This is a genomic window from Paenibacillus taichungensis (assembly GCF_047302525.1).
In the GTDB taxonomy this organism is placed as follows: Bacteria; Bacillota; Bacilli; order Paenibacillales; family Paenibacillaceae; genus Paenibacillus; species Paenibacillus taichungensis_B.
Genome location: NZ_CP168020.1, coordinates 5,125,357 through 5,139,425, shown reverse-complemented (window position 1 = coordinate 5,139,425; position 14,069 = coordinate 5,125,357). Strand labels below are relative to the sequence as shown.

The 14,069-nt window shown below is 46.5% G+C and carries 12 protein-coding genes; 10 read left to right on the top strand and 2 right to left on the bottom strand.

The window, feature by feature from the left end:
* Positions 1-48: 48 nt before the first annotated feature.
* The 9 genes from ACDJ58_RS23005 (at position 49) to ACDJ58_RS22965 (ending at position 9,339) form a co-directional block, all read left to right on the top strand.
* Positions 49-309 (top strand): IreB family regulatory phosphoprotein, encoded by a 261-nt coding sequence (locus ACDJ58_RS23005; RefSeq protein WP_024633073.1) that lies wholly within the window; start codon positions 49-51, stop codon positions 307-309.
* 125 nt (positions 310-434) lie between these two features.
* Positions 435-851 carry a Holliday junction resolvase RuvX gene (ruvX, locus tag ACDJ58_RS23000; RefSeq protein ID WP_063566850.1) on the top strand — a complete coding sequence of 139 codons (417 nt, stop codon included), beginning with the start codon at positions 435-437 and terminating at the stop codon, positions 849-851.
* A gap of 12 nt (positions 852-863) precedes the next feature.
* On the top strand, positions 864-1,163 hold the full coding sequence (locus ACDJ58_RS22995; RefSeq protein WP_024633075.1) for a DUF1292 domain-containing protein: 300 nt from the start codon (positions 864-866) through the stop codon (positions 1,161-1,163).
* On the top strand, positions 1,164-1,478 hold the full coding sequence (locus ACDJ58_RS22990; RefSeq protein ID WP_024633076.1) for a DUF1292 domain-containing protein: 315 nt from the start codon (positions 1,164-1,166) through the stop codon (positions 1,476-1,478).
* A 79-nt stretch (positions 1,479-1,557) separates the two neighbouring features.
* Positions 1,558-2,598, top strand: coding sequence for an endolytic transglycosylase MltG (gene mltG / locus ACDJ58_RS22985; RefSeq protein WP_413373117.1), 1,041 nt, complete (start codon positions 1,558-1,560; stop codon positions 2,596-2,598).
* A gap of 15 nt (positions 2,599-2,613) precedes the next feature.
* On the top strand, positions 2,614-3,543 hold the full coding sequence (locus tag ACDJ58_RS22980) for a peptidase U32 family protein (RefSeq protein WP_413373115.1): 930 nt from the start codon (positions 2,614-2,616) through the stop codon (positions 3,541-3,543).
* Between the two features lie 17 nt (positions 3,544-3,560).
* Positions 3,561-4,889, top strand: coding sequence for a peptidase U32 family protein (locus tag ACDJ58_RS22975; protein WP_413373114.1), 1,329 nt, complete (start codon positions 3,561-3,563; stop codon positions 4,887-4,889).
* A gap of 235 nt (positions 4,890-5,124) precedes the next feature.
* Positions 5,125-7,407, top strand: coding sequence for a methyl-accepting chemotaxis protein (locus tag ACDJ58_RS22970; RefSeq protein ID WP_413373113.1), 2,283 nt, complete (start codon positions 5,125-5,127; stop codon positions 7,405-7,407).
* Between the two features lie 123 nt (positions 7,408-7,530).
* Positions 7,531-9,339, top strand: a complete 1,809-nt coding sequence (locus ACDJ58_RS22965) for a peptidoglycan D,D-transpeptidase FtsI family protein (protein WP_413373111.1) — start codon at positions 7,531-7,533, stop codon at positions 9,337-9,339.
* Here ACDJ58_RS22965 and ACDJ58_RS22960 read toward each other — a convergent pair.
* Positions 9,318-10,514 (bottom strand): AI-2E family transporter, encoded by a 1,197-nt coding sequence (locus ACDJ58_RS22960; protein ID WP_413373109.1) that lies wholly within the window; start codon positions 10,512-10,514, stop codon positions 9,318-9,320. The two genes, ACDJ58_RS22965 and ACDJ58_RS22960, sit on opposite strands and share 22 nt — an antisense overlap.
* A gap of 186 nt (positions 10,515-10,700) precedes the next feature.
* Between ACDJ58_RS22960 and ACDJ58_RS22955 the strand changes: the two genes are divergently transcribed.
* Positions 10,701-12,101, top strand: a complete 1,401-nt coding sequence (locus ACDJ58_RS22955; RefSeq protein ID WP_413373108.1) for a polysaccharide deacetylase family protein — start codon at positions 10,701-10,703, stop codon at positions 12,099-12,101.
* A 107-nt stretch (positions 12,102-12,208) separates the two neighbouring features.
* Here ACDJ58_RS22955 and ilvD read toward each other — a convergent pair whose 3' ends face one another.
* Positions 12,209-13,894 (bottom strand): dihydroxy-acid dehydratase, encoded by a 1,686-nt coding sequence (ilvD, locus tag ACDJ58_RS22950; protein WP_064635868.1) that lies wholly within the window; start codon positions 13,892-13,894, stop codon positions 12,209-12,211.
* Positions 13,895-14,069: the final 175 nt, after the last annotated feature.

Sequence of the window (14,069 nt, the reverse complement as noted above, 5' to 3'; positions counted from 1 at the left end):
TTCGGCAGGACATGGTCCCCATGTTCATGCAGGAGCGAGGTGTCATCAATGGACTCCATGGATAAGACGGTTAAATTTAATGTGAAAGCCGACGAGCAGGAAGCATCCTCCAAAGAGATTCTTCTCACGGTATATGATGCACTGGTGGATAAGGAGTATAATCCTATTAACCAGATTGTCGGGTATCTGATTTCTGGAGACCCCGCATACATCCCTCGTCACAACAATGCACGCAGTCTGGTCCGTAAAAAAGAGCGTGATGAGCTGATTGAAGAGCTTGTTCGTTCTTATCTGGCCAATCACCGGTAATGTACATCGCTTCCGCTGTGATGCAGCTATGCAGGCAGCGGGAAATGAACCGACAGAAGACAGCCTGAAGCTTGAGAAGGCGAATAATAATCGACCTGAGCAGGCTTGAGGATGGGAGAGCATGGATGAAAATATTAGGTTTGGACTATGGGGACCGAAGAATCGGAGTTGCCGCTAGTGACGCCTTCGGTTGGACTGCCCAGGGATTGGAAGTACTTGAACGCCGCCGGGATGAAGGTGAGTTCGTTCGGATTGCTGAACTTGTGCGTGAGCATGAGATTGGCGAGATCGTAGTCGGACTTCCCAAAAACATGAACGGCACCGTAGGACCGCGTGGTGAAATATGCATCGCTTTTGCCGACCGCCTGCGGGGCGAACTGAATTTACCTGTTCACCTTTGGGATGAACGGCTGACAACCATGGCAGCAGAACGAACGCTGCTTGAAGCGGATGTCAGTCGCAAAAAACGCAAGCAGGTTGTGGACAAAATGGCCGCAAGCTTGATTTTGCAAAATTATTTGGATGCCAATAGTAAAAGGTGAGGGGGATCAACAATGGCTGAAGATCAACTGGGTATGGAAGAAGAATCGGAGATTATTTACATTGCGGATGACGAGGGTAATGAAGAGGAATTCGAAGTCATCATGAAATTCGAAGTGGACGGTTCGGAGGCCAAGTACATGATGGTTGCTCCGGTTGAACCCGAAGATGGAGAGACGGATGTTTATGCATTCCGTTATGAAGAAGAGGGCGACGATATTAAACTTTTCGTCATCCAAGATGATGCCGAATGGGATATCGTCGAGGAGACGTTTAATACATTTCTTGCAGAAGATGAAGAGGAAGCGAACTAAATGACAGAATACAGCCGCGAAGACTTGAAATGGACAGATTCGCTGCGTCTGGCTTTTGGTGCTCACGTTGAGCTGGAAGAAGAGAACGGTAAATCGCATCCGTATGACCTGCTGGCTGAGTTTGAAGTGAAGGGCCAACAGTATGCGGTGCTCCGCAGTTCATTACGTCCTTATGACGAAGTTGAACTTTTGCGGGTTTTACCGGGAAGTGAAGGCCAGATCATGCCGGAATTAGTTACGATTGACGATGATGATGAGTGGGAGAACATCTCTGAATTGTATGATGAGTGTACACTCCCCATTGACGAAGATTGATTAATCAGCTTCAAATTGAAGAAACCGGAAGGGCGGAGAAGTCCGCTCTTTTTGGTTGTGTAAAGGAGTTGTGTCTTTTTTGAAAGGAAAAGCGATTTTAGTCTTTCTGCTAATCATCGTGGTTGTTGCCGGAGGCGCAGGCGTATATGTCTGGAACATGATGCGTCCGGTACAAGCATCCACAGAACCGATCGTTTTCGAGATCAAGAGCGGGTCAGGAACTTCCAAAATTGCGGACCAGTTGGAGCAGGAAGGTCTGATTCGAAGTGGTTTAGCCTTTAAGGGATACCTGAAATGGAAGAAACAAGGATCGAATTTTATGGCAGGTACATATTCCTTAAATCCAGGCGTGTCATACGATGAGATTATTAATAAGCTGAGTAACGGTGAAGTTGTGCCTGAATCCATGGTCAAGTTTACTATTCCTGAGGGATATACAGTATTACAAATGGCAGACAAGCTATCTGCTGAGGGAATTGTGGATCGTGAGGAATTTATCAAGCTTGCGAATGATCCATCTGCTTTTGATATCGACATCATCAAGGACATTCCAGTGGATGAAGAGCTGCGATATGTGCTGGAGGGATATTTGTTCCCGGAGACGTATGAGCTCAAAGAGGGAAGTTCGACTCAAGAGGTCATGCAGCGAATGCTTGAGGAATTCCAGACCAAGGTTGATACTATCCCTGATTTGGCGTCCAAACTCAAGGAGAGAAACCTGTCTTTGCATGAAGTGTTAACGATCGCATCGCTTGTGGAGAGAGAAGTTGTGGTGGATCAGGAACGCGCGCTTGTGGCAGGTGTGATCTATAATCGGATCAAGCAGGATATGAAACTGGAGATCGACGCGACAGTACAGTATTTACTGGATAAGCCGAAGGCCAGATTGCTTTTCAAGGATCTGAAGGTACAGAGCCCCTATAATACGTATCTGAACAAAGGGCTGCCACCAGGACCGATTGCAAGTCCAAGTCTGGCATCCATTGAGGCAGCGTTGGAACCGGAAGCTTCGGATTACTTGTTCTATGTGACCAAGAAGGATGGTACATTCGGACATCTGTTTGCCAAAACGTATAAGGAACATCAGCAAAATATAGCCAAAAGTAAGGCTGCGCAATAAGCGGAGGGGATGTATATGAGTACGAAACATGAACTGCTCGTTACGGCGGCAAATGTGAAAGAGGCAGAGGTGCTGCTCCAAGCAGGAGCAGATGCTTTGTTAATTGGGGATGATCGCTTCGGCATGCGTCTTCCCGGCAGCTTCAGTGTGGAAGAAACAGCAGAGGTCGTTGCCGTTGCAGCGAAACATCAGGCTCGTGTATACGTGTCCATGAACAATCTGATGTCCAACGAGTTGCTAAAGGAATTACCTGAATATGTTCAAGCACTGGGTAAAATCGGTGTTCATGGGGTGGAGTTCAATGATCCATCTGTGCTCGCCGCTATTAAGGAGCATGCTCCTCATATCCAGCTGCACTGGAACGCTGAGATGACATCGACCAACTATGCAACAGCCAACTACTGGGGAACCAAAGGCGCGAGTCGTGTTGTACTTGCTCGGGAGTTGAATATGGACGAGCTGACAGAGATGGTCCCATTTCTGAAGGTGGAAGCCCAGGTTCAAGTGCATGGCATGACGAACATTTATCATTCCAAACGGAGTCTGGTGCAAAGTTATATGTCCCATCAAGGGCGTCCTGTAGAAGGGCATTTGGGTAAAGAGCGTGGTTTATTTCTGATTGAGGCTGAACGCCGGGATGAGAAGTTTCCGATCTATGAAGATGTGAACGGAACTCACATCATGAGTTCGGAGGATATTTGTATTCTCGAAGATCTTCATCTGTTGATGGAGGCAGGGGTACGCAGCTTCAAAATCGAAGGCATGTTAAAACCGCTTGCGTATAACAAAGCTGTTGTACGTGCATACCGCATAGCTCTGGACAGTTATGCAGCTGATGCCGATGCTTATGCATTTTGTGAAGAATGGCTGGACGAGGTTCGTCAATTGCAGGACCCTGAACGGGAATTGTCGTTTGGATTTTTCTATAAAGAACAGGTGTATTAATAGACGAGGTGAACAACATGGAAACAGTGGCGGTACAGCGGAAGTTCTCGGGTAAACGTAACCGTCTGGACAAACCGGAGTTGCTTGCTCCGGCGGGCAATCTGGAAAAACTTAAATTTGCAATCCATTATGGTGCAGATGCTGTGTATATCGGTGGACAGGCATACGGATTGCGTTCCAACGCGGATAACTTTAGCTTTGAAGAAATGCGTGAAGGTGTGGAATTTGCCAAAAAGTATGGAGCCAAAGTTTTCGTGGCAACCAATATATATGCGCATAATGAAGATATCGAAGGCATTCAAGCGTATTTGCAAAACTTGTATGATGCAGGAATTGCAGCTATTATCGTAGCAGATCCAGCAATTATTGAAGTGGCTCAGCGTGCCGTACCGGGTCTGGAAGTGCATTTGAGTACACAACAATCAACTCTGAACTGGCAAGCTGTGAAGTTCTGGAAGGATGAAGGTCTTCCACGCGTCGTTCTCGGACGTGAGACAAGCTTTGAAGAAATTGAAGAAATCAAGGCCAATGTGGATATCGAGATCGAAGCCTTTATTCATGGAGCCATGTGTTCGTCATTTTCCGGACGTTGTGTGTTGTCCAACCACTTTACGGACCGGGATTCCAACCGGGGTGGCTGCTGCCAATCTTGCCGCTGGAAGTACGATCTGTTTGAAGATGCCCGGGAGGATACGGTATGGGTTAGCGAAGAGGAGATGCAAATGCAGGCTCCTGCGCCTTTCAAGCTTGGAGAGAATCAGTTGCCTCTGTTCGAGGAGCAGGATAATTCCTTTTCCATGGGTTCCAAGGATCTGTGCATGATTGGTCATATCCCAGAGCTGATTGATGTGGGTGTGGACAGTTTCAAAATTGAAGGGCGTATGAAGTCGATTCACTATGTGGCTACCGTGGTTAACGTGTATCGCCAGGCGATCGATTCTTATATGGCGGACCCGGAGAATTATGTCCTGAAGCCTGAATGGGTAGAGGAAATGAACAAGGCAGCGAATCGTCCGCTGAATACTGGATTTTTCTATGATACACCGGACCATGAGGATCATATCTATGAGCCGGAAGAAAAAGCGGTACCTTACGACTTTGCCGGATTGGTTATAGATTATGATGCGTCTACCGGAATGGCGACGATTCAGCAACGTAATCATTTTAAACCAGGACAGGAAATCGAATTCTTCGGTCCGGGTGGTGCCTTTTTCAAACAGGTGGTTGGAGAACTGCAGGATGAAGAGGGTAACATTCTCGATGCAGCCCGTCACCCGCTACAGCGTATCAAAATGAAGGTAGATCAGCCCGTTTCCTATTTCGATATGATGAGAAAAAAGAAGTAGGTTCAAATACCTAGTTTTTGACAAAATAATATTATGTTTCAACAAAATAGTGTTATAAAATGAAGGATTTTGGCCTCCGTATATCGGCATATGGGGGTCTTTTTTTTATAGAAAAATAGGAAAAAAGTTGTAATAAATTTCGAAAAAACGAAAGGGGAAAGGAGAAAGCTGTCGAATACTACATATTTATAGGGGAGAGAAAGAAAAATCCAACAAGTAAATTACTGGCAGGTGAATGGGATTGGTTCAAAAGAAGCAGAAGGACAGTGGGGAAGAAATAACAAAACCCGAGAAGGTTAAGCCCGAGAAGGTACAGAAAGTAAAGAAAGAAAAAGTAGTGAAAAGTAAGACAGGGGATACTTCAAGCAGAAAGGCTTTTAAATTAGACTCAGGTAAGCTGAAGTCAGGGTGGAACAAGACCAAAAACCAGTTGAAGAAGCAAAACTGGAAAAATGTTGGGGGAACAGCGTTAGAGCAAATGAAGAAGGTCAATCCGATTAAATCGGTAGGTGTTAAACTGTTTTTGATCTTTTTTGTAGCAATCATGTTTTTTGTAGTCGGTTTAGGTCTATTATCCTACGCTAAAGCCAAGGATACGATTGAAAAAAATGCTTCTCGATCAAACCAGGAAACGATTGAACAGACCAAGCAAAAAATGGACATTATTTTGGAGCGGTTTGTAGATACATCCACACAAATTTTCTTTGATCCAGAAATGCAGTCCTTGCTTCAGAAGATGTCTGATACGAATTTAACGGCGTACGATACGTTTATAAATTCAAGTTCGATCAACAAACAATTGTCGAACATTGCATTTACGAATAAATCTATGGAAGCGATTTATCTTGTGCCGACGGACGAAACAAGATCCACCATGGGTACAGGAAACAGTAGTTCCTCTATGGGTGATATTCGTAATGAGGCCTGGTATGACGAACTGGTTCAGGCGGGTGGATATCGCTGGCTTCCAACGGAAGCCAAAGAGGACGGTAGCACACCAACGTTCCGTATTGCGCGTTCGATGAAAAATCTGCAAGGGACAACCCAATCTTATGTATTAATCATTGAATTGAAGTTGGAAGTTCTGGAACAGCAATTGAAATCTCTTGACTTGGGTGAAGGATCTGTACTTCAACTGATCGCTCCGGACGATAAAGTTGTAGCATCAACGATTGCTGATCGTGCAGGTAAAGATACGGATTTGACCTTTGTTAAAGAGCTAACAGAAAAATCCGGCAGCACCAATACAGAGTATACCGTGGATGGAAATTCGACCGATATGCTGGCAGTGTACAGTACTATGGATTCATCCGCTTGGAAATTGATCGGAATGGTCCCAACTTCTATGCTGGTGAAAGATGCCAAAGGCATTCTGACACTGACATTGTGGGTGGCACTCGTAGTTGCCGCTATTGCCATACTGATCGGTATTTGGATGGTTCGCATAATTGCCCGCCCAATGGGCAAATTGAAAGATCTGATGCAAGAAGGAGCAAAAGGTAATCTTAAAGTACGTACCCCATTTACCTCCAAGGATGAGATTGGTCAATTATCAGCGGCATTCAATCTCATGATGGAACAGATCACGAATTTGGTCGAACAAACAAACCGTTCTGCGCAAGAAGTGCTCGATACCGCTTCTGAGCTGAGTAGTGCTTCCAAGAAAACAGCAGTCTCTGCTTCCGAGATTGCCGTGGCTACAGAAGAAATTGCAGGTGGAGCAAGTAGTCTGGCAACAGAAGCGGAGCGTGGAAATGAATTGACCGACAATATCTCCCGTCAGATGGAGAGTGTGGTTACAGCCAACGAACAAATGGGTGATTCAGCCCGCCATGTAGAGAAATCCAGTCAGACAGGTACACAGCATCTGAATCAGTTGATGACCAAAACGCAGAAGACAGAAGAAATGATCGGTGCGCTGGTAAACAAGGTGGATTCCTTGAAAGAGAGCACGTCCTCTGTTCTGAAGGTGCTTGACGTCATGCAGAATATTACTAAGCAAACGAACATTCTCTCCTTGAATGCAACAATTGAAGCCGCTCGTGCCGGTACAGCTGGACGCGGATTCATGGTGGTAGCGAATGAGGTTCGCCAGTTGGCTGAACAATCCAGACAATCCATTGATATGGTCGGCGACATTACCGACAAGATTATGACCGAAATGAATGAGACGGTGGATCAACTGTCTGCAGCTTATCCGTTATTCAAGGAACAGATGGATGCCGTTAAAGATACCAATGTAATATTTGCTTCAGTACAGCAACAAATGGGTGCATTTGTTGAGAGTCTGAGCATGGTCACTGGCTCAATCGGAGATTTGAATCAATCTCAAGGTACGTTGTCCGAAGCGATGAGTAATGTCAGCGCAGTAGCTGAACAATCTTCTGCAACGTCCCAGGAAGTTGCCTCCTTGAGCAGTGAACAACAAAATATCAGTAACCAACTGGTGAATTTGTCTGCAAAACTGGAGAATGTATCGACAGAATTGAAAGATACATTGTCTCGCTTTACAGTCTAATTCGAACCTATTTGATTCATTCGAGAAGCCTGTCCTTTATAAAGGACAGGTTTTCTTGTTGTTACCGGATAATTCCATTCTGAATGTAGAATACTATGCCAAAACGCTGAATGGGGTGGCCTGATGCCTGTACAACTGAAGCGGCGCATTTATATTGCATGTATTTTTCTCACGGGTTTATTTATTCTGCTTATGGTTCGTTTGGCTTGGGTTCAGGTCGTTCAAATCAACCGCACGATGCCAGGATTTCAACGTACTGTTCGTGAAATGTCCGTATTGCAGCGAGAGCGAGGGGTTGTACTGGATACGGGAAGAGGACAGTTTACCGATTATAAGGGGCAGGCCCTAACAGGCAAGCTAGAATGGGGGGTGGTCCTTTTCCCACGTCCGGTTCAATCAAGTCATTCATATCCATCCACAATGGCGAATTCGGAAGTTAAGGAATTGGCAGCTCTATTACATACCGATACGAAGTCGTTACAAAAGGAATGGAATCAAGGGAACGCACCCCATTTCTGGACAGCAGGTGCCAACCAGCCGAGTACGTTGACCGAATCTCAGGTTGCCCGAATACGTGAATTGAAGGTAGACGGCGCAAGTGTATATCCTCTGATGACACGTTATGGACAAGCCGCTACGGGCATGCAATGGTTGGGCCATCTTGCTGAACAGCCTGGATTTCCGAATGCTCAGTCGGGTCATAAGAATGAGGTGAAGCAGCCTTTTGCCATGAAATCTGGAGCAGCTGGGCTGGAAAGAACAATGGAACCTTTATTGATGGGAATTGGGCCTACCCTGTTAACACGTATGGTTACAGGTTCAGGAGAGGTTATTCCGGATATCCAGCCGCGCGTCATTGCACCCTCCAATACACACTATCCATTGCGTGCGGAGACGACAATCAATATTGATTTGCAGCAAGGGATAGAGCAGATTGTGAAGAAGTCCGGAATGAAGGAAGGGGCTGTCGTTGTATTGGATGCGGCCAATGCAGACGTGCGTGCGATGGTTTCGGCGCCGTTCTATAATCCGCAGCATGTAGACCCCAAACACACGGCTTGGGCGAATCGTGCCGTGCAGGGGGCTGTACCAGGTTCTATATTCAAAATCGTTACAGCAGCGGCCGCTTTGGAATATCACGCTGTATCCAAAGGGGAGACTTTCCATTGTGGTGGCGAGTGGGGGAAATATGGTCTGTCCTGCTGGAAGGAGCATGGGCATGGGACATTGAATCTGGAGCAAGGGTTTGCCGAGTCCTGCAATATTGTATTTGCTGAAACTGCCCGTCGGCTTAGTATGGAGCAGTTGGAACGTACGGCGGATGCTTTGGGGTTGGCACGTCCTGTTGGCTGGGAGGGAAAGCAGGTCGCAGGAATGCCGGTGCTGCATCATTTCGATCACGAGGACGCAGGACGAGTGAGACTGCCATCCGTCTCTCCTCAGGATGAAGGAGCAAAGGTACAGACGGCTATCGGTCAGCGGGACGTTCTGGTGACCCCGTTGCAAGCGGCCAATCTGATCGTTACGCTCTTGAATGATGGCAAGGTGAGCGCTCCACGCCTCGTTCAGCGTATCCGATATGCCGATGGCGATACGATGCTGGACATGCCGATGCATGATTCACCTTCTTCAGCAGGACGGATCTCTCCAGCTACGGCGCATCAGCTGTTGTCCTGGATGAAGAAGGTAGTCAGTGACGGAACGGGAAAATCCCTGCAACATGCACGGTGGCAAGTGGCAGGGAAGTCAGGCACAGCACAGGTACAGCAGCACGGAGAGAATCGTAACCATCAATGGTTTATTGGCTATGGGCCTACGGAACAACCCAAATATGCTGTAGCTGTCCTTGTCCAAAACGTTGCCCCAAGCAGCCGTCATCAAGCAACGGCGATGTTCAGAAAAGTGATGGACTATTTGGCAGAATCCTCATGATTACCTGGAGGAGCAGGTTCTTGCACCGAAGGCTCAGTATTCATACCTGGGGCGGTGCTACCCGGTGTGTCCATCACTAATGGGGAAGATTCGAATTCATCCTTCGGCAAATGAATCCATTGCTGGAGATATCCTTGTTGCAGCAGTTCTTTGAGCAGAATCAGCAGCACGGGAGACAATACCACACCGGCCAGACCAAAGACAGAGAGCGAGATCAGCATAAAAGAAAGCATCAAGTAAGCGGAAGAGACCCCGATCGAATTACCCGATATTTTCGGCTCCAGCAGTTGGCGTGTCAGCATGGTTACAGCAAGGACTACAATTAAGCCAATCGCAAGGCTGCTATTCCCCACAATGAACAGATAAACAATCCACGGAATGAATATAACTGGAACTCCCAGCAAAGGCACAAGGTCAAAAACGGCGCAGATAGCTGCGATGGTAAAGGCATTGGCAGTTCCCAGAATCAACAAGCCTGCATAAATCAATACAAAAGTAATCAGCATCATAATCATCTGGGCCTTCAAATACGAACGAATCGTCTTGAACACATGATTACGCATAAATTCAAGAGCCAGCTTCAACGTTTTTGGCGTTTTGGCGCGGGCAAATTTCCTCCAGGATTCAATCTCGATACTGAGAAAGAACGCGAGGATAATAGCAATCCCGAAGTTGGTAATAAAGGAAGAAAATGAACTCAGAAAACCGATGACGATTTGTGCACCGCTGGTCACCCATTTGGACAGGAATCCGGTCAGTGTTGAAAAATAGTCATTAACCTTATCGGTTATTCCGTCAGGTAAAGCATCAGACTTGTCCTGAATGAAATAAACCAGATTGGTGAATTCACGCTGGACCATCTCGATATAATAAGGGAAATTATCCTGCAAATTAGAAATTTGGGATACGATAATTAATCCCAATCCAAAAAAGGCAGCAACAATAACCGCAAGAAACAATAAAACCGAAATGGCGGCGCCTAGGGTTTTGGGTAATCCTTTGCGATGCAGAAATCTTGCCAGAGGTTCGATCATCCAATACACTATAAATGAAAGAAAAACTGGCGCAGCCAATTGATATAATCGACTGAAACCGTACATGATAAAGTACACGGTTAATACGAGCAGCGCAATGTCAAAGACGGTGCGCCCGTATTTTTTGTAAAGCGGCAGCATGGGCAGGACTCCTTTGTACGTCATTAAGGTAAAAATTAGGATGCATTTATTGTACACGATAGCTATCTTTTTGGGAAAAGAGGATTCAAGAAAAGGCTGAATTATGATAAAATTAAAGGCGGTTTATTTTGGTTAGTGCTATATTATGGCACGGTAATTCAGCAAGAGAAGCGGGGAGTTTGTAGCATGACAAATTTACTTCAGAGCATATTACTGTGGTTATTGTACATTTCATCGTTTTACGCCTTTATTCCGAGTTTAGTTAGCAGACTTTTTGGTTTTCGTGTGTTCAGGCGCGGGAGAAGTGAGACGGAATTTTCCCTAACCTTTGATGATGGGCCAGATCCGGAATATACGCCCAGGTTACTTGATTTACTACGTCAGCATGATGCGAAGGCAACGTTCTTTGTAGTCGGGGAGCACGCAGCCCGTCACCCCGAGCTCATTCAGCGCATACATGAGGAAGGTCATCTCATCGGTATTCATAATTATATTCACAAAACCAATTGGCTAATGCGGCCGCGTACAGTTAAGGATCAGATTCAACGAACAGGTCAGATTATTCAGGAGGTTACGGGGGTAAGAACTTGTTATTATCGTCCACCATGGGGCATTATGAATCTGTTTGATTTTTTCAGTAAAAAAGATCGCCGGATTATTCTTTGGTCGTCCATGTTTGAGGACTGGAGAAGTAGTGTGGGCGTTGAGAAATTGACAGAACGAATGTTGAAGGAGCTAAGGGGCGGAGAGGTCATGTTACTGCATGATCGAGGGACTACCCTCGGCGCTGATGCACACGCGCCGGAGCAGATGCTCCAGGCGCTCGAAGTCGTATTGCAGGAGGCAAACAGGCAGCAGTTGCACAGTGTACGCATCGATACGTTGATGGGAGGCGTTACGGTGAGCGAACCTAAAAGTACAAGTCAACCACAAACACATTTATCACCTTGGAAACGGATGGTTGTTGTGTTATGGCTAGGCTGGGAGAAGTTGTTTCATTGGGTATACCATTTGCATACAGCGTCACCGGAGGACCCATTGCTGCATTACCGCTCCCGCGTATATCATGGAGCATTGGTTGAAATGAATGACGGTCATGTGATTCGTAACGGAGATCCGGTTATTGAACTTCATTTTGATAATAAAAAACTTTTCGATCTAGGTATGACTTCACGCTCAAGTATGCATCTGGCCATTCGCATGATTCGGGCCATGGAACAGCAACTTCCTGATTTGGCCCGGCAGGTCGCACTTGAACCTGAACTTCGTTCAGCCAAGGCTCTATACGGTGTGAGCATGATTAACCGGGGACCGGAGAAATTCGGGTTTACGGTTCGGGAGTTGGCTCCTGGGCCGTTCAGTTCTGCATCCAAAGTGTATCTGAAACTTCTGTTAAGCGTAATTCATCCGGCAGGAACGAAACGTCTGAAGCAGCGATCGGAACAATTGGTTCCAAAAATGATTGCCATGCCGCTTGACGTGTTGCTGGATCGATATGGTCAGCACGCACTGGTAGCTGCAACGGCGGAACAGTCCTCTGAGAAATTGTTGGTTCCTGAACAGGATCTTGTACCTGAACGAAACTAATCACGAAATGAATAAAGAAAAGGGTTGCCCTTCGCCGAAGTCGGCTGAAGAGCAACCCTTTATTTATGTTTCCGATAAAGAAATTCACCAGATATCTTACACTTGAATTAGATACTCAGTACGCCGCCGTTGCTTGCATTCGTTACGAGTTTGGAATAACGAGCGAGGTAACCGGTTTTTACTTTCGGTTCAAAGCCTTTCCAACCTGCGCGACGACGTTCGAATTCTTCGTCACTGATATGCAATTCGATGATGCGGTTGTTCAAATCAAGTTCGATGATATCTCCTTCTTCAACAAAAGCGATTGGACCGCCTTCAGCAGCTTCTGGAGAGATATGTCCGATACTGATTCCGCGGGATGCGCCAGAGAAACGTCCATCGGTGATCAGTCCGACTTTGGCACCCAGACCCATACCTACGATCTGGGAAGTAGGAGCCAGCATCTCAGGCATACCTGGTCCGCCTTTTGGTCCTTCATAACGGATAACGACAACATGTCCTTCTTTTACTTTGCCGTTAGCGATTCCTTCGAGCGCTTGCTCCTGGGAGTCAAAGCAAATAGCAGGACCTTTGTGGTATCCACCAACCGAAGCGTCAACAGCACCAACCTTGATGATGGCGCCTTGCGGTGCAAGGTTACCAAACAATACAGCCAGTCCGCCTTTTTCCGAATGAGGATTATCCAGATGGTGAATGACATTGGTATCCTGGATTTCTTGTCCTTCAACGTTCTCACGGATCGTTTTACCCGTTACAGTAATACAGTCACCGTGAATTGCACCTGGTTTCTTGAGCAATTCGTTCAGAACTGCACTTACGCCACCAGCATTGTGTACGTCTTCGATATGAAGATCGGAAGCAGGTGCAAGTTTCGCTAAATGAGGAACGCGGTTAGCAACTTCATTGATACGCTCGATTGGATACTCGATGCCTGCTTCATGAGCCAGTGCCAACGTATGAAGTACGGTATTTGTAGATCCGCCCATAGCCATATCCAGTGCAAAAGCATTGTCGATGGCTTCTACAGTAACGATATCGCGTGGTTTCAGATCCATTTTGATGAGTTCCATCAGTTGTTTTGCGGATTGTTTAACAAATTCACGACGCTCAGGAGCAACAGCCAGGATGGTTCCGTTGCCTGGCATAGCCAGTCCCATCGCTTCAGCCAGACAGTTCATGGAGTTCGCAGTGAACATACCGGAGCATGATCCACATGTTGGACAGCCGAACTGTTCAAGTTCAAGCAAGCTCTTATCATCGATTTTACCAGCTTGATAAGCACCTACGCCTTCAAATACGGAGGTCAGGGACAGAGCTTTACCATTGCTGTCACGACCTGCCATCATTGGACCGCCGCTGACAAACACGGTAGGGATATTACAGCGAAGTGCACCCATCATCATACCGGGTGTAATTTTATCGCAGTTCGGGATACATACCATGCCGTCGAACCAGTGTGCAGATACAACAGTTTCCACGGAATCCGCGATAATGTCACGGCTTGGCAGCGAGTAACGCATACCAATGTGTCCCATGGCGATTCCGTCGTCAACTCCGATGGTGTTGAATTCGAATGGAACGCCACCGGCTTCACGAATAGCTTCCTTTACAATTTTACCGAATTCCTGCAGGTGAACATGGCCGGGCACGATATCGATGTAAGAGTTACATACGGCAATAAATGGTTTGCCAAAGTCCTCTTCTTTAACGCCCGCTGCGCGGAGCAAACTGCGGTGCGGTGCACGGTCAAAACCTTTTTTGATCATATCGGAACGCATCTTCTTGGCTGACATGGTGTATTTCCCCCCAAATTTATAATATTGAGCAACATGAATGGAAATATAAATGGCAGTGCATCTGTCGTTTAATTTCATCCGTACTCTAAAAAAATAGACCAGTGATACTGGTTTCGAGCTTCCCGTAGTTTGTGAAGTTCTTTGCTGCTTTAAACCCGTGAACAACCCGGTT

Excerpts from the sequence above, each read along its gene's own strand:
- ACDJ58_RS23005 (WP_024633073.1), top strand. The coding sequence starts at position 49 with ATGGACTCCATGGATAAGACGGTTAAATTTAATGTGAAAGCCGACGAG.
- ruvX (WP_063566850.1), top strand. The coding sequence starts at position 435 with ATGAAAATATTAGGTTTGGACTATGGGGACCGAAGAATCGGAGTTGCC.
- ACDJ58_RS22995 (WP_024633075.1), top strand. The coding sequence starts at position 864 with ATGGCTGAAGATCAACTGGGTATGGAAGAAGAATCGGAGATTATTTAC.
- ACDJ58_RS22990 (WP_024633076.1), top strand. The coding sequence starts at position 1,164 with ATGACAGAATACAGCCGCGAAGACTTGAAATGGACAGATTCGCTGCGT.
- ACDJ58_RS22980 (WP_413373115.1), top strand. The coding sequence starts at position 2,614 with ATGAGTACGAAACATGAACTGCTCGTTACGGCGGCAAATGTGAAAGAG.
- ACDJ58_RS22975 (WP_413373114.1), top strand. The coding sequence starts at position 3,561 with ATGGAAACAGTGGCGGTACAGCGGAAGTTCTCGGGTAAACGTAACCGT.
- ACDJ58_RS22970 (WP_413373113.1), top strand. The coding sequence starts at position 5,125 with ATGGGATTGGTTCAAAAGAAGCAGAAGGACAGTGGGGAAGAAATAACA.
- ACDJ58_RS22965 (WP_413373111.1), top strand. The coding sequence starts at position 7,531 with ATGCCTGTACAACTGAAGCGGCGCATTTATATTGCATGTATTTTTCTC.
- ACDJ58_RS22960 (WP_413373109.1), bottom strand. The coding sequence starts at position 10,514 with ATGCTGCCGCTTTACAAAAAATACGGGCGCACCGTCTTTGACATTGCG.
- ACDJ58_RS22955 (WP_413373108.1), top strand. The coding sequence starts at position 10,701 with ATGACAAATTTACTTCAGAGCATATTACTGTGGTTATTGTACATTTCA.
- ilvD (WP_064635868.1), bottom strand. The coding sequence starts at position 13,894 with ATGTCAGCCAAGAAGATGCGTTCCGATATGATCAAAAAAGGTTTTGAC.